Origin of the sequence: Rhodococcus sp. TAF43, assembly GCF_052113525.1 — a bacterium.
Lineage (GTDB): Bacteria > Actinomycetota > Actinomycetes > Mycobacteriales > Mycobacteriaceae > Prescottella.
On record NZ_JBFRDL010000059.1, the window covers coordinates 1 to 26,883 of the forward strand.

Genomic DNA, 26,883 nt, shown 5'->3' on the forward strand with positions numbered 1-26,883 from the left:
GTCCCGGTCGGATCAGCGTCCACCCCGAGCGCCTGGCCTTCGCCGGACACGGCATGGGTGCCGGTGTGGCCGTACTCGCGGCGGCCCGGACGGCCCGCGTCAAGGCCGTCGCCGCACTGTTCCCCGCCCCCACCGCACCGTCCGCGACGGTCGCGGCCGCGCAGATCGACGTGCCGGGACTCGTCCTCGCCGGGGCGAACGACGTCGACTCCCTGAACAGCGACGCGCTGGCCCTCGCCGACGCGTGGAAGGGCGAGAGCCTGCTGCGGGTCGTCGACAAGGGTTCGAGCGCCGGCGTCGTCGAGGGGCGGCGACTCCTCGGTTTCCTCGGCGTCGGCGGGTCCGAGCGCCGCACCCAGCACGTGACGCGGGCGCTCGTGACCGGGTTCCTGCTGCACCACCTCACCGGCGACAAGGCCTACGCCTCGTTCGCCGACGCCGACGCGCACTTCCCCGGCACCCATCCGGCCGTGCGCGTCGAGATCGACGACACGCTCGACGCCCGCGATGCCGCCGCGCACCACGCGAGCGCCCAGATCGGGCAGCTTCTCGGCCGCTAGCTCACAGCGGACCGGCTTCCGCGAGCACGGCGCCGGTCTCCTCACCGGGCAACGGCTGCGATCCCATCTCGGCGATCGCCGGTTCCTCCGCCCGGCGGCGCGGCGACCCCGGCGGTGCTCCGACGACCGAATGCGCGGCCGGAGCGCCCGTCGACCCGACCTCCGATCCCGCCGCCGGTTCCGGCGCGGGAGCGCAGTAGTCGGCCGGCGCTTCCTCCACCGGGGGTGCCTGCGGTGCGGGCTGTTCCACCGGCTCGTCCACAACCGGCGCCTCGTCCTCCGGGCAGTCGGGTACCGGGGTCACCGACGGTTCTGGGGCGGGTGCCGGTTCGGGAGCGGGCGGCGGCTCGGTGGCCGGCGCCTCCGGCGCGGGTGCCGCCTCGGCTGGCCGGGCACAGTCGCATGCGCAGTCGCAGTCACAGCCCCGCTCCGATTCGAGATCGAGACTGCCGCCCGACAGCGTCGATTCCGCCGCCACGCGAACGAGGCCGTCGACGATGTCGAGCGCAACATCCGCCACCATCCCGACAACGGCGCCCACCGCGCGGACTGCGCCGTCGAGCGCCAGCGACCCGTGCAATGTGGCGCCGGGTTGCACGGGCGGACGTTCGAGACCGCTCAGGCTCGACTCTGCCGTCACCGGTGTCAGCGCCGTCGCTGGTGTCGCTGACGGCACCGCGGTCACGGATGTCGGCGCTGGCGCTGGTGTCGCAGCCGTCGCTGCCGACGCCTGCACGGGCGCGGCGCTGCACTGCGCCGTCGCGACCGGGGTGCGCGTCCGACAGTCCACCGCGAGCGTGCCGGGGGCGGGAAAGGCGCTGTCGTCGATCTGGGCGAAGACGCGGGCGAGCGTGCAGTAGATGTCGTCGACCGCCGTCTCCGTCGCGTCACAGAGCGCGGTGAACTCGCGCAGCGTGTCCCGAACGTGCGGCAGGAAGACCCCGGCGAGCCATTCGCGGCACGACTCCTCGAACGGTCCGACACCGGCCGAAGCGCCACCGGACAGGTATCCGGACGTCCCGAGCATCGTGTCGATCTCGGCGACGGTACGCCCGCCGAGCTGCGACGCGTCCCGATCGCGCACCCACTCCGACTTCCGGGTCACGACCTCGCGCAGCTCGCGTTCGGCAACCACCAGCGCGGTCCGGACGTCATGTGCGGAGCTCCGCAACCGATCCGCCCGCTCGAGATTGCCGGACAGATGCCGACAGGCCAGCTCGGCGTCGGGCCCCTGCCATGCCTCCGGCAGAGCCCGCACCGCCCGGGTCTGATCGTCGAACGTCCGATCCAGACTGCAGGTGATCCGCCCGATCGTCTCGATGTCGGCGTCGAGCGCGGTCAGGTCGATGCCCCGTTGTTCGAAGTAACGCGCCTCGACCTGTTCGGGGGTCGCCGACAGCTCACCGGTGCCTGTGCCGTCCGCGACGAGGCCGGCGCGGGGCAGGAACACCGCGAAGTACTGCAGACCGCTTGCGCCGGCATCGAGGATCGCGTCCACTACCGCCCACCCAACGCGACGACGTTCGCCGACTCCTGACGTTCGTACGCGTCGGAGGTACCACGGAGAGCACGGGCGCCATCGGCCGAACCGGCAGCCCACGCGCCGATAGCCCGCGCGAGCCGCGCATAGCCGTCCCGTACGGCCTGCTCACGAGCGGTGTCAGTCGTACCGGCATCGGAGGAGCCGAAACCGCACTCGCTCACCGTCCGGGAGACCCCGGTCAGCAGCTCCGCTCCCGCCTGCAACGCCTGCGCCGTCGCCCGCACCCCCGCAACGTCGATCGCGACCACGTCCGCCATCGGTTCCGCCTTCCGCACCTGTCGGTGCCTGTCGATTCGGATCCTTCGTCCTGTTCGACGCAGCGGCGCGGCCCGCGGTTCCGCTAGGTGTGCGGGTTCGGTGGGCCAGGTGCGCTAGGCGGACGCCACCTTCTCCGCCAGCGTCTCCGCGATGCGCTGCGCCATCTCGAGATCGGCCGCCTCGACCATGACCCGCACCAACTGCTCGGTGCCGGAGGGACGCAGCAGCACCCGGCCGGTGTCGCCGAGTTCCGCTTCCGCCTCGCTCACCGCCGACCGGACCTGCGGCGCGGCCGCGACAGCGGACTTGTCAGCGACCCGGACGTTGACCAACACCTGCGGCAGCGCGGTCATCGCGCCCGCCAGATCGGCGATCGACGCACCGGTGTCGGCCATCCGTGCCATCAGCCGCAGACCGGTGAGCACGCCGTCACCCGTGGTGCCGTAGCGGGGAAGCACGACGTGGCCCGACTGTTCACCGCCCAGGCTGAACCCGCCCGAGCGCAGTTCCTCGAGCACATACCGGTCACCGACCGCGGTGGTGCGCAACGCAATCCCGGCCTCGCGCATCGCGATGTGGAGGCCCAGGTTGCTCATCACCGTCGCGACAAGAGTGTTGTCGACGAGTTCACCGGCGTCGCGCATCGCGATCGCCAGGACCGTCATGATCGCGTCGCCATCCACGACCGCACCGGTCGCGTCGATCGCGAGGCAGCGGTCGGCGTCGCCGTCGTGCGCCAGACCGATATCCGCGCCGTGCTCGACGACGGCACGTTGCAGCGCCTCGAGATGCGTCGACCCGCAGCCGTCGTTGATGTTGAGCCCGTCCGGATCGGCATTGATCGCGATCACCGTCGCACCGGCGTTCCGGTAGGCATCGGGCGCAACCGTCGACGCGGCGCCGTGCGCGCAGTCGACGACAACGGTGAGCCCGTCGAGCCGAGTGTCGAGGGCACTCGTCAGGTGGGCCAGGTATCGACTCGTCGCGTCGAAGGCGACGTCGACACGCCCGATACCGGCACCGGTGGGACGTCGCGCGGGTCCCGCGGCGATCGCGGCCTCGATCCGGTCCTCCGCCTCGTCGTCGAGCTTGTGCCCGCCCGCCGCGAAGATCTTGATGCCGTTGTCGGGCATGGGGTTGTGCGACGCGGAGATCATCACGCCCAGCGCCGCCCCGTAGGCGCCGGTCAGGTACGCCACCGCCGGTGTGGGCAGGATGCCGACCAGGACGACGTCGACGCCGGCCGCGGTGAGTCCGGCCGTCACGGCCGCCTCGAGCATCTCGCCACTCGCCCGCGGATCACGACCGACCACGGCCACGGGCCGGGCCGACTCGGATCCCGGCGGTGCGAGCACCTCGGCCGCGGCCGCGGCCACCTTCAGTGCCAACTCCGCGGTCAACTCGGCATTCGCCAAGCCGCGCACGCCGTCCGTGCCGAACATACGACCCATAGAACCGATCCCTCGCATTCCGGTTGAGCAATCCGGGTGAGTATCCAGGTAAAGCACAAAAGCAGGCGTCCGGTAGCGAAGAACTCTACGAACGCCTGCTCTCGTGATCGAACAGGTGCCGGAGCCGACACGAATGCCGGCTCCGGCGACACATCAGCGCTTGGAGTACTGAGATGCCTTACGGGCCTTCTTCAGGCCGTACTTCTTGCGCTCGACGGCGCGAGCGTCACGCGTCAGGAAGCCGGCACGCTTGAGCGCGGGGCGATCCTCGGCGGTGACCTCGATCAGAGCGCGGGCGATGGCGAGACGCAGGGCGCCTGCCTGGCCCGAGGGGCCGCCACCGGTCAGGAGAGCGGTGATGTCGAACGACTCCGTGCGCTCGACCATGACCAGCGGAGCCTTGATCAGCTGCTGGTGCACCTTGTTCGGGAAGTAATCCTCGAGGGTGCGGCCGTTCAGCTTGAACTCACCGGTGCCGGGGGTCAGGCGGACGCGGACGACCGCCTCCTTACGGCGACCGACGGTCTGGACCGGACGATCGATGACGATCGGGGCCTGCGGAGCAGCCTCGTACGACTCGACGACCTCGGTCTCGGTGGTGTACTCCGAGACGTCGTCTGCCACGGCCTCGACAGCCTCGACGGCCTCGTTGAAGTCTTCGTTGCTCACTGGGCGACCTGCTTGATCTCGAACGGCACCGGCTGCTGCGCGGTGTGGGGGTGGGTCGGGCCTGCGTAGACCTTCAGCTTGCCCGCGATGGCGCGGCCCAGCTTGTTCTTCGGGAGCATGCCGGTGACGGCCTTCTCCACCAGGCGATCGGGGTTCTTCTCGAGAACCTCGCCGACCGAACGGGACTTGAGGCCACCCGGGTGTCCGGAGTGGTGGTACAGGAACTTGTCCGTACGCTTGTTGCCGCTGATGGCAACCTTGTCGGCATTGATGATGACGACGAAGTCGCCGCCGTCAACGTGCGGTGCAAAGGTGGGCTTGTGCTTGCCGCGGAGCAGGTTTGCTGCCTGCACGGCAAGGCGACCGAGCACCACGTCTGTGGCGTCGATGACGTGCCAGGTACGGGTCACGTCTCCGGCCTTCGGGGAATACGTAGGCACAGAACTTCCTCGTCTGTTCGTTTCTGCTGCTGGCCGAGTGTGCTGCGCTGATGGTTCTCGGCGGCCAGTTGAGACCCGAGAACCACCCCTCCCCGCGCTCGAAGGCACGGTAAGAGACGGCACACCGACGTAGAACGATACCGGCTGGGACCGACCAGGGTCAAAGTGCCGTTACTCGGCGAGGGCGTCGGCCAGCTTCTCGACCGCCCAGGTCACGTCCTCACGCGAGATGACGAGCGGCGGCGCGATCCGGATCGTGCCCTCGTGTGCGTCCTTCGCCAGCACCCTCCGGGCCAGCAGCCGCTCGCAGATCACCCGTGCCGACGGCTGCCCGGACGCCAGCTGGACGCCGGCCCACAGGCCACGGCCCCGGACCTCGGCGACGCAGTCCCCCGGCAGGTCCGCGAGCAGCGCGTGCAGATGTCGCCCGAGCTCACGGCTGCGCCGCTGGTAGTCACCGGTCTCGAGCAACCGCACGACACCGCTTCCCACGGCGCAGGCGAGCGCGTTCCCGCCGAACGTGCTGCCGTGCTGACCGGGGTGGATGACATCCATGACGTCGCGGTCGGCGACCACCGCGGACACCGGGACCAGTCCACCGCCGAGCGCCTTGCCGAGGATGTAAACGTCAGGGACAACCCCCTCGTGATCGCACGCGAACGTCTCCCCCGTCCGGCCCAGGCCGCTCTGGATCTCGTCGGCGAGCATCAGGATGCCGCGGGCGTCGCACAGCCGACGCACACCGGCCAGGTATCCGTCCGGCGGCACCAGCACGCCCGCCTCCCCCTGGATCGGCTCGACGAGTATGGCGACGGTGTTCTCGGTGATCGCATCCGCCACCGCATCGACACTGCCGTACTCGACGGACGGGAACCCCGGCGGGAACGGCCCGAAACCGTCCCTGGCATCCGGATCCGACGAGAACCCGACGACGCCGATCGTGCGGCCGTGGAAGTTCCCCGAACAGGTGATGATCTCGGCGCGATCGTGCGGCACGCCCTTGACGTCGTATCCCCACTTGCGGGCCAGTTTCAGTGCGGTCTCCACCGCCTCGGCGCCCGTGTTCATCGGCAGGACCGCATCCTTGCGGCACAGCCGCGCGACGTCGGCGCAGAACTGCGCGAACCGGTCGTGCTGGAACGCGCGACTGGTCAGGGTGAGCCGACCGATCTGTTCACGCGCGATCTCGACCAGTTCGGGGTGCGCATGCCCGAAGTTCAGCGCCGAGTATCCGGCCAGGACATCGAGGTAGTCGACTCCGTCGATGCCCCGGACCCACGCACCGGACCCGGACTCGATGACCACCGGGAGCGGGCTGTAGTTGTGAGCACTGTGCACGTCGGCGCGGGCGAGTTCGGCCCGCGTCGCGTCCGTCACCGGCACGAGCCCTCCATCGACACGATGTCCAGTCGTCATGGCGGTCCGCCTTCCGGTCCGGCGCTGTGCGCCACCGCATTCGGATCACGCCAGTATCCGCCGACCGGCGCGCGGCGGCAATCGTTCTCACCGGAACATGCGTGTGCCCCGACGGCTCTCCTTCCGTCGGGGCACACGCGTCAGACGTAGCGGACTACGCCCAGCTCTTGGCGGCGGCGTTGTTCACGTCCCGCATGTCCGAGTTGCCCTGGCCGACGACACGGCCGACGGCGTCGAGAACCTGGTTGAGCTCGAGCGCCGCGCCGTCCCACTTGGCCTGGTGCTCCTGGTACGCGTCGGATGAAGAGGCGTCCCAGTCCACAACCATCTGGGCGACGGCCTTCTTGAGATCCTCCAGCTTCCCGTTCATCTCACTCTGAAGGCCGTCGATCCGCTGCTGAAGCGCCTCGATCTCGCCGAACGAATAATGGATGGGGGTGCTCATGACTGCTCCTGTCGGTAAAGGTCTGCGAATTCAGCGATCGAGATACTCAAGACATGTTCAGGCTGCTCGCGACGTTGTTGATCGCCGCGGTGTGATCCTGCTGCGTCGTATCGAACTGCACGCTGTTCGCCTTGATGTTCTCGCTGATCGACTGCAGCGCATCGTTGAGCTTCTTGGAGCTGCCGTCCCACTGCTCCATGAGGTTCTGGAACGCGCCCGCAGCGCCGCCACCCCAGCTACCACGGATCCCGTCGACCTCGGCCCGAATGCGTCCGAGCAATCCGTCGAGGTCGCCCTTCATCTCGCCGACACGACGAGAGGTGGCCTCCATCGTCTCGGTTGTGGCCTTCAACTGATCCTGTCCGCCCACTTCGAACTCCTTCGGATGCGCTCGGCATCGTTGTCCCACTTCCGCGTCCGGCCACCGATCCCCCCAGGGACTCGTCGCAGCCAGTTCGCGCCTACATCTGGTTGGACGCATGCGTGCGCCGATTCGGTTCCATTCGTCCCGAAACTTTTTCCGTGACCCTCACTCTCGCGGGGCGCCTCTCAGGCCTACCCGACCGTGACACCGCCGACGGCCTGCTCGCACGACCCGGCGGCCGCGTCCCAATCGCCGTCGAGGAACCGGCAGCCGACACTGACCTGGGCGTCGTTCTCGACGAGCACGTACCACCGCACCCCGGTTCGCTCGTCCGGCGACTCCAGGTACGAGATGACAGGGCGGCCGGCGAACTCGATCTCGGAGACGAACTGCGAGAACGGACTGTCCGGGCCGCGCTCGGCCATCCGTTGCTCGAGAGAGTGCGCCACTGCCACCAGATCGGACCCCGCCGCCAACTCGGTGGGCATCACGATGACACGGCGGTCCGCCTCGCCGTCGGGCACCAGATCGAGCCGCCCCGGCTGTCCCGCCCGCGCCCGCCACGAATCCGGCACCGCGACACTCACCCGACCGACCTCGAAGCGCTGCAGGGATTCCGCCGAGGCGGACGCCCCAGGCTCCCGCGCCTGCCAGAGCGCGGCCGCACCGGCACCGAGGCCCAGTACCAGCACCGCCGCTGCGGCGACGATGATGATGCGTCGTCCCCTCCAACCGTGCGGCCGGGACCGCCCCGGCGACGGCGTCGAAGCCACCTGCTGCCACACCACGGCGTCCGGTGCGGGGCCGGGTGCAACGCTTCCTGGTTCGGTGACCGGAACCGACACCAGGACCGCGTCGGACACCGCCGATACCTCTGATCCGATTCCTGTGCAGACTGTTTCGACAACCGCCGCCTGTTCGTCCGCACCAATCACCAGGACCACATCGGGCGCGCGGTCCCCACCGATCGCGTGGACCGCATGTCCGATCGCGCGGACCCGATCGGAGTCCTCGAGCAGATCGAGAATCCCGATGTCCGACAGCAGCTCGCAGGCAACGATCCTCGGTTCACCACGCTCGTCGCGCTCGACCAGCACGACCGTCGTCGACAACGGGCCGCACTCGACGACACTCCACCGTCGGACGGCGTCGGGACACGGCACCGCGAACGCGAGGGGAAGCATCTGCACCTCGTGGGCGGACCGACGGGTCGCCGATTCCAGGACCGCACACCGGGTGGCTCCCCAGTGCGAGGGATGGAATACGGTGGCCGTCGCGACGAATCCCGTTCCGCCGAGCGCGGCTTCGAATGCTCGTCGAATAGCGGCGGCCGCCACGTCCACGGTCGCGACCGTGTGGCCACCCACCGACATGTAATCGTCGTCGATGCACTCGACGACGCCCTGAACCGAATCGTCGGGGACCCTGACGGCCCCGCGTGCGGATCCCACCCACACGGCGCCGTCCGTGAGGTGGACACGAACGACGGCACCCGGGCCGGTCACAGCGGCGGAAGCCAGGCGACCTGCATCAGCGACGTCCCGCTGCGCGCAACGAAAGTGCCTCGGCCCTGGGGTTGCTCGCTCGGGCGTACGGTACCGAGGAGATTGCCCTCGTCACGACTGCCACTCATCACCATGCCCGCCGGCACCAAGTCACGCATCCTCGCGATCACCGGTTCGTACAGCGCGCGCGACGCACCGCCGGACCGCCGAGCGATGATCAGGTGCAGGCCGAGGTCCTTCGCGTGTGCGAGGTAGTCGATGAGCGGCGTCAGCGGATTGCCGCTGGACGTCGCGACGAGATCGTAGTCGTCGACGACGACGTAGATCTCGGGCCCCGACCACCACGACCGTTCGCGGAGCTGCTGCTGCGTAGTATCGGGCCCAGGCATACGGCTCGCCAGGATCCCTGCCAGATCATTCATCATGGTCGTGAAAGTGGTTGCCGAAGCGGCATATCCGGCGAGGTGATCGCCCTCCACTACGCCGAGCATGGTGCGTCGGTAGTCGCCGATGATCAGCTTCGCCTGCTGCGACGTGTTCGACTCCATCAGGCCCAGACAGATGCCGCGCAGCAACGTCGTCTTGCCGCACGCGCTGTCACCGAACATCAGGAAGTGCGGTTGATCGGCGAAGTCGAGGTACACGGGTGCGAGTTCCGCCTCGTCGATCCCGATCGGTACCGCCAGGCACGCCCCGCTGCGCGCGCTGCCCTCCGGCCATCGTCCGGCCGCGGCGGCGAGGAGATCCTCCCGGGACAGCCGGTCCGGCAGCATCCGCACCCGCGGCGCAGCGGGACCCGAGCCCGCACCGGGGCGCACGCCGAGCCTCGCGACCGCATTCGCGACGCCCGCGCCGAGATCGTCACTACGGGAGGCGCCGTCGAGTCTGGGCAGGGCGGTGAGCAGGTGCAGGCCGTCACGGGTGATACCTCGACCGGGTCGGCCTGCGGGCACCAGCATCGCCTTGGCGCGGCCGACGTCGGAGTCGGTCGGATCTCCCAGGCGCAGCTCGATTCTCGTGCCGAGCTGGTCCTTGAGGGCCGGGCGGATGTCGGCCCAGCGCGGGGTCGCGAGCACGACGTGGACGCCGAACGAGAGTCCCTGCCCGGCCAGTGCACTGATCTGCGCCTCGAGGGCCTCGAAGTCCTGGCGGATACTCGGCCATCCGTCGACGACGAGGAAGACGTCCCCGAACGGGTCCTGCGCGGCGCCCACTGCGGCCGCGCCGGTCTCGGCCGAGCCACGCAGTCGCCGGAATTCCGCCATCGACTCGATGCCGAGCTCCCGGAAACGGCGTTCGCGTTGACGCACGAGGGTCGCCATCTCCGCGACCGTGCGTCGGACCAGATCGACGTCGAGCCGGTTGGCGACGGATCCGACGTGCGGGAGCCCCGCCAGACCGGAGAGCGTGCCACCGCCGAAGTCCAGGCAGTAGAACTGCACCTGCCGCGGCGAGTGCGTCGCCGCCATCGACATGATCAGGGTCCGCAGCAGGGTCGACTTACCGGACTGCGGACCGCCGACCACCGCGACGTTGCCGGTCGCTCCGGACAGGTCGGCAACCAGCAGATCCCGCCGCTGGTCGAACGGCCGATCGATCACGCCGATCGGTGTGCGCAGCGAACTGACGTCGGGGACCGGGTCGGTCAGCGCGGACGGCGGCAGGATCCGGTCGAGGGTGGGCGCGATGTCCAGCGGCGGCAACCACACCTCGTGTGCGGACGGACCGCGGCCGCGAATGCGGTCGACGAGAACCTCGAGGACCGAACGTGGATCGGTCTCGCCCTCCCACACGGGGTCGGGCTCGATCGGAACGATCGGTTCGTCGACGACGGGCACGGCGACCGGTGCGGCGGTGAACACCCGCGGGCGCAGGTCCGCCGTGGACGCCACCGCGTGCGCCGATCGGCGCACGCGCTCGGACTCGTACGGACCCGACACGTAGGACGCGGCGAACCGAACGATCTCCGCCGAATCGCACTTGAGATACCCGGCGCCCGGCGAGGCCGGGAGGTGGTAGGCGTCGGGCACACCGAGGACTGTCCGGGACTCGTTGGCCGAGAACGTCTTCAGACCGATCCGGTACGACAGGTGGCTGTCGAGGCCGCGCAGCTTGCCCTCCTCGAGCCGCTGACTCGCCAACAGCAGGTGCATGTGCAGCGATCGGCCGAGCCGCCCGATCGCGACGAACAGGTCGGCGAACTCGGGCTGCTGACTGAGCAACTCGGAGAACTCGTCGACGACGATGAACAGGGCCGGCAGCGGCGCGAGGTCTGCGCCGGCGCTGCGGGCCTTCTCGTAGTCGGTGACGTTCGCGAAATTGCCCGCGGCCCGCAACACTTCCTGTCGCCGGTTCATCTCACCCGCGAGCGCATCCTTCATCCGATCGACCATCGCCAGTTCCTCGGCGAGGTTCGTGATGACCGCCGCGACGTGTGGGGCCTGGTCGAGCCCGAGGAACGTCGCGCCGCCCTTGAAGTCGACGAGGACCAGATTGAGCGCCTCTGGCGAGTGCGTCGCGAGCAACCCGAGAACCAGCGTCCGCAGGAACTCCGACTTGCCCGACCCTGTCGCGCCGATGCACAGGCCGTGCGGCCCCATGCCGTTCTCGGCGGCCTCCTTGAGGTCGAGTTCGACGGGGCTGCCGTCCACCCCGACGCCGATGGGCACCCGGAGCCGGTCCCGGCCTTGCCTGGGCACCCACGCGCGGGCGGGGTCGAACTGCCCGATGTCCCCGAGCCCGAGCAGATGGCTCCATCCCGCAGCGACCGGAGCGCCACCGTCGTCGCCGACGTCGGCCGCGGCCCGACTCGCGATCCGGTACGGCGCCAGCCGACGGGCCGCGGACAGTGCCTGCTGCGGGGTGAGCGTGTCCACCGCGGCAAACGTCTCGGTCCCCGCCCCGCCGCGGGCACCGAGGGAACCGTCTGCGGCCACCAACTGCAGTCCGCGGGTCGCGGTGAGCCGGGGACAGTAGCCGCTGAGGTCCAGCAGCGTCACCGAGTCGAGGCCTCCGTCGGTGACCGCACCGCTGTCGCCGTCGAGGATTCCCCCGTCGATCACGACGACGATCTGCGGCACCCCCGCGGTCGGCGGCGCACTCCGCGAGAATCGTCCGCGCATCGAGAACTGCGGGCCGAGGGCCGATTCCAGCTCGATCACCGATCCGTAGACCATGCGAGCGGAACCCACCCCGTCGAGCGAATCCGGATGCTGGGCGTGGGGCAGCCACTTCGCCCACTCCCATTCCGGGGCGGTGTCCGGGCCGCACACGATCGCGATCTGCAGGTGGTCGGGTCCGTGGAACGTGCACAGCTGGAGCAGCATCGCGCGGACCAGTCCTCGCGCGTCGTCCCGGTCGCCGTCGATCGAGATCGCCGCGAATCCGCGGAGCGAGACCGCTGTCGGCAGCTCCGGAACCACGGAGTGCGCGCGGACGAACCGGCGCAGCGACACCGCCGAAACCGGCTCGAGGTCCTCGACGGGACCGGTCTCCGGTGGGATCAACCGTGTCGCCAGTCGTTGACTCCCCCGCCCCACCCGCACGTGGCCGTAGTCGGGATCGGTGATCCGGCGCTCCCACATCCGGCCGGTTCCCGAGAGCGTCCACAACGCCTGCGGGTCGGGATGGCTCCATTCGAGGGCCTTGCGCTGTTGCCGCCCGGTATCGAGGGCGTCGCGTCGAAGCTGATCGAGATACCGCAGGTAGTCCTTGCGCTCCTCGTTGGCCTCGGCCGCCTTCGCTCCCCCGCCGCGCCCGGATCCCGCGAGCATGCCGAGCATCGACACCATCATCATCACGGGGAACAGGAGCGACATCGGATTCGCCGACATCCCGGACGTGAACATCAATGCCACCATGCCCACCATGGCGGCGACCATCACGAGCGGGAGCAGCTTCGTCACCAGGTTGCCGGGGGTGATCCGGGGGATCTCGGGCGGAGTCTGCAGGCTCACCTCGCCACCCGGCGTACGCGGCGCCTCACGACGTGCCTTCCGCACGAAATGCGCGGTGCCCATGCTTCCACCCCCAGTGAAATGCCAGTCCTCGCGCGGTCGGCCGATTCGACCGGACCGAGTCACCCCCCACGGGCTCCGGACTCGCGATCTGTGAAGCTACAGTACGGCGCCGACAACGCGTGGTAGAGGCCCGACGTCGAGTAGCGGTACAGTGCCGATGTTTCGAAACGAGCGGTTCGGGTGGGGATCCGGACCGCGGAATCCGGGGGGATGAGCGTGACAGTTCTGCATGCCGGGCACTCGGCCGGTGCAGCTACCGGTTCACGGCCGCGGGGAGCGGCCGACCTGTGTCGACTGACGATTCTGGCGCCGCACACACAGATCGATCTCGCCCTCCCGAACACGGTTCCCGTCGAACTGCTGATCCCGGGCATCGCCGACCTCGTCGATCGCCACAGTGCCGCAAACGACTTCGATGTCGCCGGCGAACGCACGGAACCGGCGCGGTGGACCCTCGCGCGACTGGGGCAGCCACCGCTCTCGCCGGCGCTGAGCCTGCGCGAGCACGGGGTGCTCGACGGCGAACTCCTCGTGTTCGACAGCATCGAGGCCGGGTCTCCCCCACCGCTGTTCGACGACATCATGTACAACGTGGCGGTCGCCGACACCGGCCACACCCGCGCCTGGACTCCGCGGATCGCACGCCTGACCGGGTCCGCCCTCGCGATCGCCGCGACGGTCGCCGGGTCGTTCACGCTGCTGCAGACCGACGGCGCCACCGAATCCCTCGTGGGCGCGGTGTGTGCACTGGTGACGATGGTCCTGTTCGTGGTCGCCGGGGCGGTCGTGAGCAGGGTCTACGGTGACACGGCCGCGGCCCTGACGCTGAGCACCGCCGCGCTGCCGACGGCATTCGCGGCCGGTGCGCTGCTCGTTCCCGGCGACCGCGGTGCGCCCCATGTTCTCCTGGGGCTGGTCATGGTCGGTGCCACCGCGGTACTCGCTCTGCGCACCGCGGGGGTCGGGTACGGCGTGTTCACCGCGGCCGCGACGGTCTCGCTGATCGGGTCCGGCACCGCGCTGGTGGCGACGCTGACCGACCAGTCGCTGCGCGCGGTCGGATCGATGCTCGTCGGCGCCGCACTGATCGGTCTCGTGTTCGCGGCGCGGGTGGCGATGCTGCTCGCCAAGCTCCCACTGCCGCCGGTGCCCGCCCCCGGTACGTCGGTCGACCCGGCGGAGGACGACCCCGACGATGCCCGCAAGGTCCCGTCGTTCGAGTCCGTCGCCACCCGAGCGGACCGCGCGCGGCGTTACCTCACCGGGTTGGTCTGCGCGATGACCCTGCTCACGGCGTCCGGTGCACTGCTGGCCTCCGTGCCGACGTCGGCGTCCGGGATCTACTGGCCGGGGACCGGACTGGCCCTGGCCGCGGCGACCGTGCTGATGTTCCGCGGACGGACCTACACCTCCGCGGAGCAGGCGGTGCCATTGGTCGGCGGCGGCGGCGCGATCGTCGTCCTGCTGTGTGCCGGCACGGCGTTCGCCGTCCCCGCCGCGGCGCTGGGACTGTTCGCCGTCTCGGTGCTGGTCGTCACCGCGGCCCTCGCCTTGGGAATCGTCGCGCCACAACGGAACTTCTCGCCCGTCCAACGGCGCGTCGCCGAGTTGGTCGACTACGCCGTGATCGCCACTGTTGTCCCACTGGTCTGCTGGGTGTCCGGGCTCTTCGCCGCCGTCCGGGGACTGTGAGCCCGGCCGTGAACCGGGGCCGACGACGTCGGTGGTCGGGCGCCTCCACGGTGACCGCGATGGTTGCCCTGACGGCGACGATCGGCACAGGTGTGGGCGGGGCCGCCGTCCCGGCTCCGATCGATCCCGGCAAGCTGCCGGCGCGTACGCGACCGGCACCGTTGGCACCGACCGAGCAGCGCAACGCGTGCGCGACGGCACTGCCGATGAAGGAGAGCCCCGAGGTGCCGCTGCCGCAGCGCACCATGGACTTCGCGTCGGTGTGGCCGCTGACCCGCGGCGCCGGCCAGGTGATCGCGGTCATCGACACCGGAGTGTCACGACACCCCCGGCTGCCACAGCTGACGGCGGGCGGCGACTACGTCTCGAACGGCGACGGGACCGGCGACTGCGATGCCCACGGCACCATCGTGGCCGGGCTGATCGCGGCCGCGCCCGTTCCCGGCTCCGGTTTCGCCGGAGGCGCACCGGACGCGCGGATCGTCACCATCCGCCAGTCCAGCGCCAACTTCTCCGAGGTCCGCCGCAACGAGGACCCGAACGACGTGCAGAACTCGAGTGGCTACGGCAACACCCAGACCATGGCGATGGCCGTGCGTGAGGCCGCGGACGCGGGCGCGACCGTCATCAACATCTCGGAAGTGGCGTGCCGTTCGGCGGCGGACGGCATCGGCGATCAATCCCTCGGCGCCGCGGTCCAGTACGCGGCGACCGTGAAGAACGCGGTCGTCGTCGCGGCCGCCGGAAACTACCAATCCGGCGGGTGCACCGCCCAGAACCCGCCGGCCGACCCCCTCGATCCGAACGCCGATCCGTGGGATTCGGTATCCACCATCGCGACCCCGGCGTGGTACGACGACTATGTGCTGACCGTCGGATCGGTGGATCCGGACGGGTCGGCATCGAGCTTCAGCCTCGGCGGGCCCTGGGTGGACGTTGCGGCCCCCGGTACCGGCATCGTCTCGCTCAGCCCGGACGGGCGCGGTCAGACCAGCGCATGGTTGACCTCACAGGGACAGCAGAGTCCTTTCGCCGGAACGAGTTTCGCCGCACCACTGGTCTCGGCCACCGTCGCCCTCGTCCGGGCCCGCTTCCCGCAGCTCACCGCACAGCAGGTGATCGAGCGGATCGAGGCCACCGCGCACGCACCGGCCGAGGGGTGGAATCCCTTCGTCGGGCACGGCGTCGTCGACCCGGCCGCCGCCGTCAGTGCCGATCTTCCGCTCGACGGCGGCGCGGCCGGCGGACCCGTCTCGGCCCCGGTGGCGGCCCCGCAACCGGTCGAGGAGGACACGCGGCCGCGCACGGTGGCGCTGGCCGCGACCGGTGGGATCGTCGCGGTGGCGATGCTCGGCGTACTCGCCTCGTTTCCACTGCGCCGGCGGCGCAATTAACCGCAAGTAACTGCGGCGCCGGTCAGTTCCCCGCCGCGACCGGTGCAGGGTTGCTGTCGGGTGCGATGCCGTCGTGGGCGACGAGGGCTTCCTCGCGGCCGAGTGTCGGTCCGGGGGCGAGGAGTTCGACGATCCGCCACGGCGCCGGGGCGCCCGGGGTGTCGAAGCCGAGTGCCTTGGCCGCGTCGGCGTTCTTCACGCCGTACCGGACGCCGGTGTCCGCCACGAAGAACATGCCGCCCTTGCGGGAGCTGCCGGATTCGAGGCCGGTCGTCTGCACGAATCCGCTACTGCCGGGGCTCACGTACACCTCGTCGGCGTTGTCACCGGGCCCGTCCGCCTGTGCCAATCGGACGGTCCGCGCCTGGTCCGGGATCGGCAGGGCGCGGCCGGCCGAGACCGTGAGCACCGCGTCGACCCGGCCGGACTCGTCACCCGCGGCGGCGCCCTGGGGAGTCCAGGTGAGGCAGCTGACCGGGTCGTCGGCCGCCTCCACGAGCCGCGGCGGGACGCTCGGGAAGGTCGAGACGTCGAGGCCGTGCACGGTGGGTACGTCGGCGAGGGCATCGGGCGTGACCGCGGCCATCTCCGACTGTCCCTGCGAGTCGGAGAACTGGATGAGGAACGCGGTCGCGGCGCTGATCTCCTGCACTCCGTCGCGCAACACCACGTAATAGTGGGCGTCGTCGCCGCGCATGACTTTGACGACAGAACCTATTGTCCGTCCGGCCATTCCGAATGCCGGGGTGTTCCCAGCGTCCTCGATGTGGGGCGGCGTGATCGGCAGCGCCTCGGGGATCGCGTTGAGCATGCCCCGGCTGACCGGGCGTGGCCGCACACCTTCGAGTCCCAGGGCCCGGGCCACCGCCTGGTCGTTCAGGTCGATCGGAGCGCGGCGGCCGTCGTACACCAGGAACGTCTCGTCGGAGTGGGATACCAGCAGCGCCTCGTCCGTGTCGAGTCGACCCGCGCGCTCGCTCCATGTCGGTTCGCCGACAGCCACCGTGGTTGTGACGGAACGGCTTCCGCCCGGCGCCACCGTGTCGCACACCGTCCAGGACTGTCCGTCGGCACCGCCGCCGTCGGGTAGCGCGGACGGTGCCCCGGGAATCCCGACGAGGGCACCACGAGGGCGCGTGTCGATCTCGGATTCCTTGATCATCACCGGGCGGGCCGACTCCCCGATCACGAGCCGCGCCGACGCCAGATTCAACACGGGGTGCAGCGTGCCGTTCATGACGACAAACATTGCACCCGAACTCTTTCCGACGACGATCGAGGCGTCGCCGATCTTGTCCTGCGGCCGGATCAGCGCGAGAGCCGCGCACGCCGCAAGGCCGAGGCACGCCACGACCACACCGACCGCGAGCGCCCGCGACTGCGAGCGCATCGGGTCGTGCAGCATGCGCACGTCCCGCCGGACGAGCGCGTGTTCCATGCGACGAACCAGGAATCGATACCCGCTGACCTGCCATCGCGTAGTCGGCTGTGCTGCCATGTTCCCTCCCCCATGAGGCGCACGCTACGGACCCACACAGTACAGTTCGCGTGAAAACACACTTCGGCGGTCGACTACTCGGTCCGTCTGGTTCAGGTATCGGGGAGGATCCGTGGACCAATTCCGTGCCCGACGCCGTCGGCACACGCCCGCCGTACTGGTGGCGACCGTGATCGTCGCACAGGTTCTCGCGGCCGTCGCGTGCCTGCTCGCGCTGCTCGCCGGGCTGCCACTGTGGGCCGCGGTCGTCACAGCCGTCGTCGCCGGCGCCGTGATGTTCGTGCGGGTCGGTGGCCGCATGACGTTGTCCTGGGCCGAGGCGGCGTGGCTCTTCGTGCGCAACCGGCGGCCCGCCGCGGGGCACTCCGCGGACTTCCGTTCGCCCGGCGAGTCCGTGGGGTTGCACTGGGTCGACGGCCAGGTCCAGGCGGTCGTGGAACTGCTCCCACCGCAGCGGGGCTGGACCCGGATCACGCGCGAGACGTTCGATTCGGGCGAGCACGTTCCGGTTTCGGCCCTCGCCGACTGCCTCGAACAGCACGACGTCAGCCTGAGCGGAATCGACATCGTCAGCCACGGCAGTCGCGCGGTCTCCGGCACTCCGGCTGCCGACGTGTACGACAGCCTCGTCGGACCACTGCCCGCCGCCGCGCAGCGCAGCGTGTGGATCGTCCTGCGCTTCGATGCGGCCGACCACGTGGAATCGATCGCCCGCAGGGGCGGCGGCGAGGAGGGTGCGTCGCGTACCGTGGCCGTCGCGGCACGTCGGGTGGTCCGGGCGCTCGCCGACGCCGGGTGCCGCTCACGCATCCTGACGGCGTCCGAGATCGAGTCGGCCGCGGCACGCATCTGCCGCGGTGTCCATCCGGTCGCGATGGACCAGGACTGGTCCCACGTGCCGTTGCCGGGGGTGTTCAACGTCGGCAACGCAGTCGATCCCGGACATCTCTCACGGGAGGTGCTCACCGCCGTGTGGGCGGCGCCGAGTCTCGGGACCACCGTGGCAGTTCGCCTGCGCCCGTCGGACCGACCGGGATCCGTGCGGGCCGGCGCAGCCTTCCGGCGAACGGTACGGACCGCACCGGAACGTCTCGGCATTCCCGGCACGATCTCGATGCAGGGTCGCCACCGCGACGCCCTGTTGTCGCACCTGCCCACGTCCTCGCCCGAACTCGACGGCCTGACGCCGATGTCCGAGTTCGACCGGGCGGATCTCGACGCACTCGCACTGCCCGTCGCGGGCTGCGGCCAGCTCGTGGGCTCCGACGCACACGGGCACGCGGTGACGGCCCGAGTCACCGGACGCGGCGTCGGCGACGTGTACATCGCCGGCGAGCTGTATCTGGCTCAGCAAATGGTCTTCCGGGCGGTCGCGACCGGCGCCCGCGTCCTGGTCCACACCGATCGCCCACACGCGTGGGCGACGCTGATCGGTACCGTCGCAACCCCGACCCGACTACGCGCGGCGGCCGAATCCTCGTGGTCCGATACGGGATTCGACACGATCGTCGTGGACGGCGTCCCGGCCCCGCCTACGCGGGCCGGCGTCACGACCATCCATCTCCACAGCCATCCGCAGCAGTGGCCGTCGACGGCCCCGCACCTGACGATCGTGCAGCCGGGAGCGGCCGGCGATCGGGTGGTGCTGACCACCGGCGACCGCCACGTCGAACTGGCGTTGGTAACGATCTCGTCCGAGACCGCATTCATCGGGCGCGGACGCACCCCCGCGGGAGTGGCCGCCGCCCGTTGACCGTCAGCCCGGATACGGTCTCCGCTCGCGCTGTGACCGGAGAGCGTCGGCCCACCACTCCAGCTGCGTGAGCATCCGCTCGGCGGCATCGTTCGCGGCGCCGTCGTCCGGGTCGAAATGTTTGCGGGCCTGGTGAAAACTGACGGCCTCCCGGATCGACACCATGTGCACTTCGGCCACGACCTGACGAAGTTGCTCCACTGCGCGCAGCCCGCCCGACATTCCGCCGTACGCGACGAACCCGATCGGTTTGGCCCGCCACTCGTACTTGACGGTGTCCAGCGCGGTCTTGAGCGCCGCCGGGTATCCGTGGTTGTACTCGCTCGTCACCACCACGAACGCATCGGCGTTCCCGATACGTTCGGTGAACCGCTCGACGTCGGACGTGTGCGAAAGATCCTGGGGCAGAGCCGCATCTGCGAGATCGAGGACGGAGGTGTCGAAGGCGTCGCGCACACGGGCCCGCTCGACGAACCAGTCCACGACCACCGGCGCGAACCGCCCGGCGCGGACACTGCCCACGATCACTTCCAGTCGCAGCGGCCGGATCGGTTCGGTCATCGGCACACTCCCTTCCCGGTCCGATCCTAGAGCGCGCGGTCAGAGTCCGCGGGTCAGCAGGATCGCCAGCTCCTGGTAAGCCTGGGCGTCGTCGAGGCCGGTCGAGGCCGCCACCTGACGCTGCTGGATCCGCACCATCGCGGCCGCCGCGATGTCGCCGACGAACGCCGCGTGCGCGTCGCGAAGTTCAGCGGCGGCGACGCCCTCGGTGATGAGTTCCTGCACCCGACGCGCCGCGAACCGCGTGTTGCGCTCGTACACCTCGCGCGCCGCCGAGTCACCCGCGAGATCCTCCATGAACCGCGCCGACGCCGGCCGCAGCTGTTCCCCCACCGCCTCCAGGTACATCCGGATCCGTTCGCGGGCACCGACTGCACCGGCGAGACTCGCCTCGACCCGGTCTGTAGCGCCTCGGAAGAAGTGCACCGTAGCCGCCCGCACCAGCTGTTCCTTGCTGTCGGCAAGCCGATACAACGTGGACTTGGAGCAGTGCAGGCGTGCCGCGAGATCGTCGAGCGTGAGGTGCGCGAAGCCCTCCACGAGGATGAGATCCACGAGCGCGTCGAACAGCGCGAGGCGTCGCGCCGTCATCTTCACCGGGGTTGCCATACGCGAAACAGTACTGCAGTATCGATCTCAGTACTACTTTCCGCTCTCGGTCCACCATGAGGAGACCACCGTGCCCGTCGAACGCCTGCTGCCCACCCAGGAAGCCCACGACCTGATCGACCTCACCCGCGAGGTCGCCGACAAGGTGCTGGCGCCGATCGTCGACGAACACGAGAAGAACGAGACGTTCCCCGACGGCGTCTTCCCCGCCCTCGGCCGTGCCGGACTGCTGAGCCTGCCGTACCCCGAGGAGTTCGGCGGCGGCGACCAACCCTACGAGGTGTACCTGCAGGTCCTCGAGGAGATCGCGGCCCGATGGGCGGCCGTGGCCGTCGCGACCAGCGTGCACAGCCTGTCGTGCTTCGCGCTCGCCACCCACGGCACCGACGACCAGAAGGCGAAGTGGCTGCCCGACATGCTCGGCGGCGAGACCATCGGCGCCTACAGCCTCTCCGAACCCCAGGCCGGCTCCGACGCCGCGGCGCTGACGTGCCGGGCAACCGAAGTGGACGGCGGATTCCGGATCAACGGCAGCAAGGCGTGGATCACCAACGGCGGTCGGGCGGACTTCTACACCCTGTTCGCCCGCACGAGCGACGAAGGCGCCCGCGGCATCTCGTGCTTCCTCGTTCCGAAGGGCACCGAGGGACTGAGCTTCGGCAAGCCGGAGGAGAAGATGGGCCTGCGCGCGGTCCCCACCACCGCCGCACACTACGACGACGCCTTCGTCCCCGGCGAGCGACTGATCGGCAAGACCGGACAGGGCCTGCCCATCGCGTTCAGCGCGCTGGACTCGGGCCGCCTCGGCATCGCTGCGGTGGCGGTCGGACTCGCGCAGGGCGCCCTCGACGACGCCGTCGCATACGCCAAGGAGCGCAAGGCTTTCGGCAAGCGAATCATCGACCACCAGGGTCTGGGCTTCGTGCTCGCCGACATGGCGGCCGCCGTCGACTCGGCCCGCGCCACCTACATCGACGCCGCCCGCCGCCGCGACGCCGGTCTGCCCTACTCCCGGAATGCCTCCGTCGCGAAGCTCGTCGCGACCGATGCGGCCATGAAGGTCACAACCGACGCGGTCCAGGTGTTCGGCGGCTACGGCTACACCCAGGACTTCCCCGTCGAGCGGTACATGCGCGAAGCGAAGATCACGCAGATCTTCGAGGGCACCAACCAGATTCAGCGACTGGTCATCGCCCGCCAGCTCGCGGGCTGACGCTCAGCCGCCGCAACATCCGAGGCTGCCCGGATCGATCGCACTGCGCGTCTCCCGGGTGGCCTCGTTGCGTGCGGCGAGATCCTCGTCGGCGGGATAGTCGACCCGGACCAGCGAAAGTCCGTGTGCCGGAGCGACGGCCACTGCGCTGGCACGTTCACGCTCGGAGAGCAGACCCGCCATCCAGTCGACCGTGCGACGGCCCTCGCCGACTGCCAGCGCGGCGCCGACCAGACTGCGCACCATCGACCAGCAGAAAGCGTCGGCGGTGACGAACGCCGTCAACTCGTGACCCGATTGCTCCCAATCGAAGCGCTGGAGTTCGCGCACCGTTGTCGCGCCCTCCCGCCGCTTGCAGAACGCGGCGAAGTCGTGCAGCCCGAGCAGCCGCGACGACGCCGCCCGCATCGCGTCGACGTCCACATTCTTCGGCCACGCGACCGTATCGCGGGCCCGCAACGGATCGACGCCGTACGGTGCCGTCGTGAGGCGGTACTCGTAGTGTCGGCGGATCGCGGAGAACCGCGCATCGAAGTGCTCTGGCGCAAAGGAGACGTTCTTGACCCGCACGTCGCGCGGGAGGAAACGGGCCAGGCGCCGGACCAGTCGCGACGGATCGTCCGGAATCATGTCGGCCGGCACGTCGACGTGCGCGACCTGGCCGCTCGCGTGCACGCCGGCGTCGGTGCGACCGGCGACCGTGAGCAGAACAGGGGTGCGCACGATCGCACTGAGCTTCTCCTCGATCTCGCCACACACCGTGCGGCGGCCGGGCTGACGCGCCCACCCGGAGAAGTCGGTGCCGTCGTACGAGATGTCGAGCCGCAATCGAACGAACCCGCCGTCCCCAGAGGGAACGACGGGTTCGTTCGATTCAGCATGTGCCGAAACCAAGTGGACTAGTCCTTCTTGGCCTCGTCGGCGTCGGCTGCGGTCGCGGTCTCGTCTTCGACGGCCTCGATCACTGCGTCTGCGTTCTCGACCTCTGCCTCGGTGGCGTCGGCCTCGACGGCCTCCACCACGTTCTCCTCGGCGGGGGCCTGCGAAGCCGCAACGCGACGAGCGCGGTCGGCCTCGGAGGTGACCGTCTTCTCCTGGACGAGCTCGATGATTGCCATCGGAGCGTTGTCGCCCTTACGGGGAATGGTCTTGATGATGCGGGTGTATCCGCCATTGCGGTCGGCGTAGAACGGACCGATCTCCGCGAACAGGGTGTGCACGACATCCTTGTTGCGGATCACCTTGAGAACCTCACGACGGTGCGCCAGGGTTCCAGCCTTGGCATGCGTCACGAGCTTCTCGGCGTACGGACGCAGGGCCTTGGCCTTGGCCTCCGTGGTGGTGATTCGGCCGTGCTCGAAAAGAGCAGTCGCCAGGTTGGCGAAGATCGCCTTCTGGTGCGACGCCGACCCGCCGAAGCGGGCACCCTTCTTGGGCTTGGGCATTGGAGCTCCTCTAGGGCTCGCCCAGCACATTTGCCCATGTGCCGGGGGCTACGGGTTAAAGCTGTTCGGTCTCGGCGTAGTCCTGCTCGGTCCCGTCAGCGTCGCTGAAGGAACCGGCATCCGTGTCGCTCCACGTCCCGGTGGCGGCGTCGTAGCCGGCAACGGTGGTGGGGTCGAAGGACGCAGGGCTGTCCTTGAGGGCGAGGCCGAGCGAATGGAGCTTGACCTTCACCTCGTCGATGGACTTCTGTCCGAAATTGCGGATGTCCAGCAGATCGGACTCGGTACGACCAACCAGCTCGCCGACGGTGTGAACACCCTCGCGCTTGAGGCAGTTGTAGGAACGGACCGTGAGGTCCAGATCCTCGATGGGGAGTCCGAAGGAAGCGATGTGATCGGCCTCGGCGGGCGAGGGTCCGATCTCGATGCCTTCTGCTTCGACGTTCAGCTCACGGGCCAGGCCGAAGAGCTCAACCAGGGTCTTGCCCGCCGAAGCGAGCGCATCCCGAGCGGTGATGGAATTCTTGGTCTCGACGTCGAGAATCAACCGATCGAAGTCGGTGCGCTGCTCGACGCGAGTGGCCTCCACCTTGTAGGTGACCTTGAGCACCGGCGAGTAGATCGAGTCGACCGGGATACGGCCGATCTCGGCGCCGGACGCCTTGTTCTGGACGGCGGGGACGTAGCCGCGACCGCGCTCGACAACGAGCTCGATCTCCAGCTTGCCCTTGTCGTTCAGGGTGGCGATGTGCAGATCCGGGTTGTTGACCGTGACACCTGCCGGCGGAACGATGTCGCCTGCAGTCACGGCACCGGGGCCCTGCTTGCGGACGTACATGGTGACCGGCTCGTCCTCTTCGGAGCTCACGACCAGGCCCTTGAGGTTCAGGATGATGTCGGTGACATCTTCCTTCACACCCGGGACGGTGGTGAACTCGTGCAGGACGCCGTCGATACGGATGCTGGTGACAGCAGCGCCGGGGATCGACGACAGCAGGGTGCGGCGCAGCGAATTGCCGAGGGTGTACCCGAAGCCTGGCTCGAGGGGCTCGATGACGAACTTCGAGCGGTTTTCAGCGATGACCTCTTCGGTCAGCGTGGGTCGCTGAGAAATGAGCATTGGATTTCCTCCTGTACGGGCGTCCGCTATATGACGCCCACGATGGGAAAGGCTTGGGGCCTGTGAGTGGCCGGCGAACCGGCCACTCACAGGCATTACGCCTTACTTCGAGTAGTACTCGACGATCAGCTGTTCCTGCAGCGGAACCTCGATCTGCGCACGCTCGGGGAGCTGGTGCACCAGGATGCGAAGACGTCCACCGACCACCTGCAGCCAACCCGGGATCGGGCGGTCGCCCTGGGTCTCGCGGGCGATCTGGAAGGGCAGCGTCGCCAGCGACTTCTCGCGGACATCGATGATGTCGTACTGCGAGACGCGGTAGCTGGGGATGTCGACCTTCTTGTTGTTCACGAGAAGGTGACCGTGCGTGACCAGCTGACGCGCCTGGCGGCGGGTGCGAGCGAGGCCTGCGCGGTACACGACGTTGTCGAGACGCGACTCCAGGATCTGGAGCAGGTTCTCACCGGTCTTACCGGGGCGGTTGACCGCCTCCTGGTAGTAGCGACGGAACTGCTTCTCCATGACGCCGTAGGTGAAGCGAGCCTTCTGCTTCTCCTGCAGCTGGAGCAGGTACTCGCTCTCCTTGATCCGCGCGCGGCCGTGCTGTCCCGGCGGGTACGGGCGCCGCTCGAACGCCTGGTCGCCTCCGACGAGGTCGACGCGCAGACGACGCGACTTGCGGGTGATGGGTCCGGTATAACGTGCCATGTTCTTTTACCTATCCTTCCCGCTACTTAAACCCGACGCCGCTTGGGCGGACGGCAGCCGTTGTGCGGCTGGGGGGTGACATCGGAGATGGTGCCGACCTCGAGGCCTGCAGCCTGCAGCGAGCGGATCGCGGTCTCGCGGCCCGAACCCGGACCCTTGACGAAGACGTCGACCTTCTTCACGCCGTGCTCCTGCGCCTTGCGGGCAGCGTTCTCAGCAGCGAGCTGAGCAGCGAACGGCGTCGACTTACGCGAGCCCTTGAAGCCCACGTGGCCCGACGACGCCCAGGAGATGACGTTGCCGGCCGGGTCGGTGATCGACACGATCGTGTTGTTGAAGGTGCTCTTGATGTGAGCGGCACCGTGCGGGACGTTCTTCTTGTCCCTGCGACGCGCCTTCTGGGTCTTCTTCGGACCGGTGCTACGTGACTTAGGAGGCATTACTTCTTCTTCCCTGCGACGGTGCGCTTCGGACCCTTACGGGTGCGCGCGTTGGTCTTGGTGCGCTGACCACGCACGGGCAGACCACGACGGTGGCGCAGGCCCTGGTAGCAGCCGATCTCGATCTTGCGACGGATGTCGGCCTGCACCTCGCGGCGCAGGTCGCCCTCAACCTTCACCGACTCCTCGATGTACTCGCGGAGCTTGGCGAGGTCCTCGTCGGTCAGGTCCTTGCTGCGCAGGTCCGGGTTGACACCCGTGGCAGACAGGATCTCCTTGGAGGTGGTACGGCCGATGCCGTAGATGTAGGTCAGTGCGATCTCCATGCGCTTTTCGCGAGGAAGATCGACACCTGCGAGACGTGCCATGTGGCATTCCTATCGGTGTGCGGAGGTCTGCTCCCAGTCCGTCCCCTGCGTAAGACTCTGCGTTCGAATCGCAGTGGGGCCCCGGCCTCCGTGCCGGGGGTAGACCGTTACCTGCCTTCGGGATATCTCCCTGGGCCCGGGTAGCGGTTGGTGCTGAGAGGTCTTCTTTGCGCTTGTTGCCAAGCAGATCTCGAAGAAGCCGTGAACTGCTGGGATTAACCCTGACGCTGCTTGTGACGCAGGTTCTCGCAGATCACCATGACGCGCCCGTTACGGCGAATCACCTTGCACTTCTCGCAGATCTTCTTGACGCTAGGCTGAACCTTCACGTTGCGTCTGATCTCCTGTTGTCTGTCCGCCGGACGGCGGACACAGTTTTCCCCGGCCGGTGTGGCCGGGGAAGCTTTTACTTGTAGCGGTAAACGATGCGTCCACGCGACAGGTCGTAGGGCGACAGCTCCACGACCACGCGGTCCTCGGGAAGGATGCGAATGTAGTGCTGCCGCATCTTGCCGCTGATGTGTGCGAGGACCTTGTGGCCGTTTTCCAGCTCAATGCGGAACATCGCATTGGGCAGCGGCTCGACAACTCGTCCCTCGACCTCGATGGCCCCGTCCTTCTTAGCCATATCCTCCGCGATCCGTTGAGTGGCGTTTGGATGCATCGGCTACCGTCACCGGTATCCGCTACAGGGCGGCCCTGCAGGCGTTATCGGTCGAGAACGACTCCCCGGCACGAGGCCGGACAGGCAGACAACCGATACGCAGGGCGCACCGTTGATCCATCTTACCGACATTTCCCAACCAGGCCAAATGCGGCCTCGAGTCGGTACGACCGGCCGCCACCCGGAAGCGCCACGAAGCCTCGCCGAAGCCTCCGAGAAACCTCCGAGAAACCTCCGAGAAGGGATACGCACCTCACATGCGCGCACTCGTCCAACGCGTCACTTCGGCAGCCGTCGAGGTCGACGGCGAGGAGGTCGGCCGGATCGAGCCGGGAGACGGAGGGCAGGGACTGCTCGTCCTTCTCGGCGTCGGACACGACGACGACCCCACCGCGGCGTCGAACCTCGCGCGTCGGGTGTGGCGACTGCGCATCCTCGACGACGAGAAGTCCGCGTCCGATGTCGGCGCGCCGATCCTGGTCGTCAGCCAGTTCACCCTCATGGCCGACACCCGCCGCAGCCGCCGACCGTCGTGGTCCCCTGCCGCGCCCCGCGCCGTGGCCGAACCACTCGTCGACGCCTTCGCCGAAGCGCTCCGGGAACTGGGTGCCACCGTCGAGGCCGGCCGGTTCGGCGCAGACATGCGGGTCAGCCTCGTCAACGACGGACCGGTCACCGTCCTGCTCGACGGCTGACCCGCGGCCCGTCCGAGGAAACGCAGAAACGCCGAACGGGCAGTGGGTGACCC

Annotated in this window: 27 protein-coding genes; 6 read left to right on the top strand and 21 right to left on the bottom strand. The window is 69.0% G+C overall.

The annotated features are described in order from the left end of the window. Positions 1 to 560, top strand: a 560-nt coding sequence (locus tag AB4Z09_RS25590; protein WP_442240993.1) for a dienelactone hydrolase family protein, incomplete at its 5' end; no start/stop codon positions are given. Between the two features lies 1 nt (position 561). Here AB4Z09_RS25590 and AB4Z09_RS25595 read toward each other — a convergent pair. The 10 genes from AB4Z09_RS25595 to eccCa form a co-directional block, all read right to left on the bottom strand. Beyond that, positions 562 to 2,058 (bottom strand): hypothetical protein, encoded by a 1,497-nt coding sequence (locus tag AB4Z09_RS25595; protein WP_442240994.1) that lies wholly within the window; start codon positions 2,056 to 2,058, stop codon positions 562 to 564. After that, entirely contained in the window at positions 2,058 to 2,360 is a 303-nt protein-coding gene (locus AB4Z09_RS25600; RefSeq protein WP_114718997.1) for an N-acyl-D-amino-acid deacylase, read from the bottom strand. Before AB4Z09_RS25600 ends, AB4Z09_RS25595 begins: the two co-directional genes overlap by 1 nt. Before the next feature lie 114 nt (positions 2,361 to 2,474). After that, positions 2,475 to 3,812, bottom strand: coding sequence for a phosphoglucosamine mutase (glmM, locus tag AB4Z09_RS25605; protein WP_429515812.1), 1,338 nt, complete (start codon positions 3,810 to 3,812; stop codon positions 2,475 to 2,477). Between the two features lie 153 nt (positions 3,813 to 3,965). Then, positions 3,966 to 4,481, bottom strand: a complete 516-nt coding sequence (gene rpsI / locus AB4Z09_RS25610) for a 30S ribosomal protein S9 (RefSeq protein WP_114718880.1) — start codon at positions 4,479 to 4,481, stop codon at positions 3,966 to 3,968. After that, complete coding sequence (gene rplM / locus AB4Z09_RS25615; RefSeq protein ID WP_114718879.1) at positions 4,478 to 4,921, bottom strand: 50S ribosomal protein L13; 444 nt, start codon at positions 4,919 to 4,921, stop codon at positions 4,478 to 4,480. The genes rpsI and rplM overlap by 4 nt, the downstream gene beginning before the upstream one ends. A gap of 171 nt (positions 4,922 to 5,092) precedes the next feature. Continuing rightward, on the bottom strand, positions 5,093 to 6,337 hold the full coding sequence (gene rocD, locus AB4Z09_RS25620; protein ID WP_114718878.1) for an ornithine--oxo-acid transaminase: 1,245 nt from the start codon (positions 6,335 to 6,337) through the stop codon (positions 5,093 to 5,095). A gap of 154 nt (positions 6,338 to 6,491) precedes the next feature. Next, a complete protein-coding gene (locus tag AB4Z09_RS25625) occupies positions 6,492 to 6,782 on the bottom strand; it encodes a WXG100 family type VII secretion target (RefSeq protein ID WP_114718877.1) in 291 nt (96 codons plus the stop codon). A 46-nt stretch (positions 6,783 to 6,828) separates the two neighbouring features. Beyond that, positions 6,829 to 7,152 (bottom strand): WXG100 family type VII secretion target, encoded by a 324-nt coding sequence (locus AB4Z09_RS25630; protein ID WP_254622616.1) that lies wholly within the window; start codon positions 7,150 to 7,152, stop codon positions 6,829 to 6,831. A gap of 185 nt (positions 7,153 to 7,337) precedes the next feature. Further along, entirely contained in the window at positions 7,338 to 8,651 is a 1,314-nt protein-coding gene (locus AB4Z09_RS25635) for a type VII secretion-associated protein (RefSeq protein WP_442240995.1), read from the bottom strand. Continuing rightward, the gene (gene eccCa, locus AB4Z09_RS25640) at positions 8,648 to 12,670 is read right to left on the bottom strand and encodes a type VII secretion protein EccCa (RefSeq protein WP_174912306.1); all 4,023 of its coding nucleotides are present in this window, start codon (positions 12,668 to 12,670) and stop codon (positions 8,648 to 8,650) included. The genes AB4Z09_RS25635 and eccCa overlap by 4 nt, the downstream gene beginning before the upstream one ends. 210 nt (positions 12,671 to 12,880) lie before the next feature. Here eccCa and eccD point away from each other — a divergent pair, with 210 nt between their 5' ends. Next, complete coding sequence (gene eccD, locus AB4Z09_RS25645; RefSeq protein ID WP_174912309.1) at positions 12,881 to 14,362, top strand: type VII secretion integral membrane protein EccD; 1,482 nt, start codon at positions 12,881 to 12,883, stop codon at positions 14,360 to 14,362. 59 nt (positions 14,363 to 14,421) lie between these two features. Beyond that, entirely contained in the window at positions 14,422 to 15,756 is a 1,335-nt protein-coding gene (mycP, locus tag AB4Z09_RS25650; protein WP_442240996.1) for a type VII secretion-associated serine protease mycosin, read from the top strand. 22 nt (positions 15,757 to 15,778) lie between these two features. Here mycP and eccB read toward each other — a convergent pair whose 3' ends face one another. Further along, complete coding sequence (eccB, locus tag AB4Z09_RS25655; protein WP_442240997.1) at positions 15,779 to 17,254, bottom strand: type VII secretion protein EccB; 1,476 nt, start codon at positions 17,252 to 17,254, stop codon at positions 15,779 to 15,781. A 112-nt stretch (positions 17,255 to 17,366) separates the two neighbouring features. On the opposite strand from eccB, the gene eccE reads away from it, so the two are divergent. Continuing rightward, a complete protein-coding gene (eccE, locus tag AB4Z09_RS25660) occupies positions 17,367 to 19,007 on the top strand; it encodes a type VII secretion protein EccE (protein WP_442240998.1) in 1,641 nt (546 codons plus the stop codon). 3 nt (positions 19,008 to 19,010) lie between these two features. On the opposite strand, the gene AB4Z09_RS25665 is transcribed toward eccE, so the two are convergent. Together AB4Z09_RS25665 and AB4Z09_RS25670 are read right to left on the bottom strand one after the other, a co-directional pair. After that, entirely contained in the window at positions 19,011 to 19,568 is a 558-nt protein-coding gene (locus tag AB4Z09_RS25665; protein WP_114718871.1) for an NADPH-dependent FMN reductase, read from the bottom strand. Positions 19,569 to 19,607: 39 nt separating this feature from the next. Then, on the bottom strand, positions 19,608 to 20,177 hold the full coding sequence (locus AB4Z09_RS25670) for a TetR/AcrR family transcriptional regulator (protein WP_114718870.1): 570 nt from the start codon (positions 20,175 to 20,177) through the stop codon (positions 19,608 to 19,610). A gap of 70 nt (positions 20,178 to 20,247) precedes the next feature. Between AB4Z09_RS25670 and AB4Z09_RS25675 the strand changes: the two genes are divergently transcribed. Beyond that, the gene (locus AB4Z09_RS25675) at positions 20,248 to 21,390 is read left to right on the top strand and encodes an acyl-CoA dehydrogenase family protein (RefSeq protein WP_114718869.1); all 1,143 of its coding nucleotides are present in this window, start codon (positions 20,248 to 20,250) and stop codon (positions 21,388 to 21,390) included. A 3-nt stretch (positions 21,391 to 21,393) separates the two neighbouring features. Here AB4Z09_RS25675 and truA read toward each other — a convergent pair whose 3' ends face one another. From truA to infA, 8 genes are all read right to left on the bottom strand, one after another. Beyond that, positions 21,394 to 22,284 carry a tRNA pseudouridine(38-40) synthase TruA gene (truA, locus tag AB4Z09_RS25680; protein WP_174912318.1) on the bottom strand — a complete coding sequence of 297 codons (891 nt, stop codon included), beginning with the start codon at positions 22,282 to 22,284 and terminating at the stop codon, positions 21,394 to 21,396. A 5-nt stretch (positions 22,285 to 22,289) separates the two neighbouring features. Beyond that, positions 22,290 to 22,835: a 50S ribosomal protein L17 gene (gene rplQ / locus AB4Z09_RS25685; RefSeq protein ID WP_114718867.1), complete on the bottom strand. Its 546-nt coding sequence runs from the start codon at positions 22,833 to 22,835 to the stop codon at positions 22,290 to 22,292. A gap of 55 nt (positions 22,836 to 22,890) precedes the next feature. Beyond that, entirely contained in the window at positions 22,891 to 23,955 is a 1,065-nt protein-coding gene (locus AB4Z09_RS25690; protein WP_114718866.1) for a DNA-directed RNA polymerase subunit alpha, read from the bottom strand. A 102-nt stretch (positions 23,956 to 24,057) separates the two neighbouring features. After that, positions 24,058 to 24,663 carry a 30S ribosomal protein S4 gene (gene rpsD / locus AB4Z09_RS25695; RefSeq protein ID WP_114718865.1) on the bottom strand — a complete coding sequence of 202 codons (606 nt, stop codon included), beginning with the start codon at positions 24,661 to 24,663 and terminating at the stop codon, positions 24,058 to 24,060. Positions 24,664 to 24,689: 26 nt separating this feature from the next. Next, positions 24,690 to 25,103: a 30S ribosomal protein S11 gene (rpsK, locus tag AB4Z09_RS25700; protein ID WP_005239680.1), complete on the bottom strand. Its 414-nt coding sequence runs from the start codon at positions 25,101 to 25,103 to the stop codon at positions 24,690 to 24,692. Continuing rightward, the gene (gene rpsM, locus AB4Z09_RS25705; protein WP_114718864.1) at positions 25,103 to 25,471 is read right to left on the bottom strand and encodes a 30S ribosomal protein S13; all 369 of its coding nucleotides are present in this window, start codon (positions 25,469 to 25,471) and stop codon (positions 25,103 to 25,105) included. The genes rpsK and rpsM overlap by 1 nt, the downstream gene beginning before the upstream one ends. Positions 25,472 to 25,686: 215 nt before the next feature. Further along, positions 25,687 to 25,800 carry a 50S ribosomal protein L36 gene (gene rpmJ, locus AB4Z09_RS25710; protein WP_003938068.1) on the bottom strand — a complete coding sequence of 38 codons (114 nt, stop codon included), beginning with the start codon at positions 25,798 to 25,800 and terminating at the stop codon, positions 25,687 to 25,689. 77 nt (positions 25,801 to 25,877) lie between these two features. Beyond that, positions 25,878 to 26,099: a translation initiation factor IF-1 gene (gene infA / locus AB4Z09_RS25715; RefSeq protein ID WP_003418601.1), complete on the bottom strand. Its 222-nt coding sequence runs from the start codon at positions 26,097 to 26,099 to the stop codon at positions 25,878 to 25,880. Positions 26,100 to 26,392: 293 nt separating this feature from the next. Between infA and dtd the strand changes: the two genes are divergently transcribed. After that, positions 26,393 to 26,830: a D-aminoacyl-tRNA deacylase gene (dtd, locus tag AB4Z09_RS25720; RefSeq protein WP_174912321.1), complete on the top strand. Its 438-nt coding sequence runs from the start codon at positions 26,393 to 26,395 to the stop codon at positions 26,828 to 26,830. The last annotated feature ends 53 nt before the right edge of the window (positions 26,831 to 26,883 follow it).

Coding starts and splice junctions, on each gene's coding strand:
- AB4Z09_RS25600 (WP_114718997.1), bottom strand. CDS start 2,360: ATGGCGGACGTGGTCGCGATCGACGTTGCGGGGGTGCGGGCGACGGCG.
- glmM (WP_429515812.1), bottom strand. CDS start 3,812: ATGGGTCGTATGTTCGGCACGGACGGCGTGCGCGGCTTGGCGAATGCC.
- rocD (WP_114718878.1), bottom strand. CDS start 6,337: ATGACGACTGGACATCGTGTCGATGGAGGGCTCGTGCCGGTGACGGAC.
- AB4Z09_RS25625 (WP_114718877.1), bottom strand. CDS start 6,782: ATGAGCACCCCCATCCATTATTCGTTCGGCGAGATCGAGGCGCTTCAG.
- eccCa (WP_174912306.1), bottom strand. CDS start 12,670: ATGGGCACCGCGCATTTCGTGCGGAAGGCACGTCGTGAGGCGCCGCGT.
- eccD (WP_174912309.1), top strand. CDS start 12,881: ATGAGCGTGACAGTTCTGCATGCCGGGCACTCGGCCGGTGCAGCTACC.
- mycP (WP_442240996.1), top strand. CDS start 14,422: ATGGTTGCCCTGACGGCGACGATCGGCACAGGTGTGGGCGGGGCCGCC.
- eccB (WP_442240997.1), bottom strand. CDS start 17,254: ATGGCAGCACAGCCGACTACGCGATGGCAGGTCAGCGGGTATCGATTC.
- AB4Z09_RS25665 (WP_114718871.1), bottom strand. CDS start 19,568: ATGACCGAACCGATCCGGCCGCTGCGACTGGAAGTGATCGTGGGCAGT.
- AB4Z09_RS25670 (WP_114718870.1), bottom strand. CDS start 20,177: ATGGCAACCCCGGTGAAGATGACGGCGCGACGCCTCGCGCTGTTCGAC.
- rplQ (WP_114718867.1), bottom strand. CDS start 22,835: ATGCCCAAGCCCAAGAAGGGTGCCCGCTTCGGCGGGTCGGCGTCGCAC.
- AB4Z09_RS25690 (WP_114718866.1), bottom strand. CDS start 23,955: ATGCTCATTTCTCAGCGACCCACGCTGACCGAAGAGGTCATCGCTGAA.
- rpsD (WP_114718865.1), bottom strand. CDS start 24,663: ATGGCACGTTATACCGGACCCATCACCCGCAAGTCGCGTCGTCTGCGC.
- rpsK (WP_005239680.1), bottom strand. CDS start 25,103: ATGCCTCCTAAGTCACGTAGCACCGGTCCGAAGAAGACCCAGAAGGCG.
- rpsM (WP_114718864.1), bottom strand. CDS start 25,471: ATGGCACGTCTCGCAGGTGTCGATCTTCCTCGCGAAAAGCGCATGGAG.
- infA (WP_003418601.1), bottom strand. CDS start 26,099: ATGGCTAAGAAGGACGGGGCCATCGAGGTCGAGGGACGAGTTGTCGAG.
- dtd (WP_174912321.1), top strand. CDS start 26,393: ATGCGCGCACTCGTCCAACGCGTCACTTCGGCAGCCGTCGAGGTCGAC.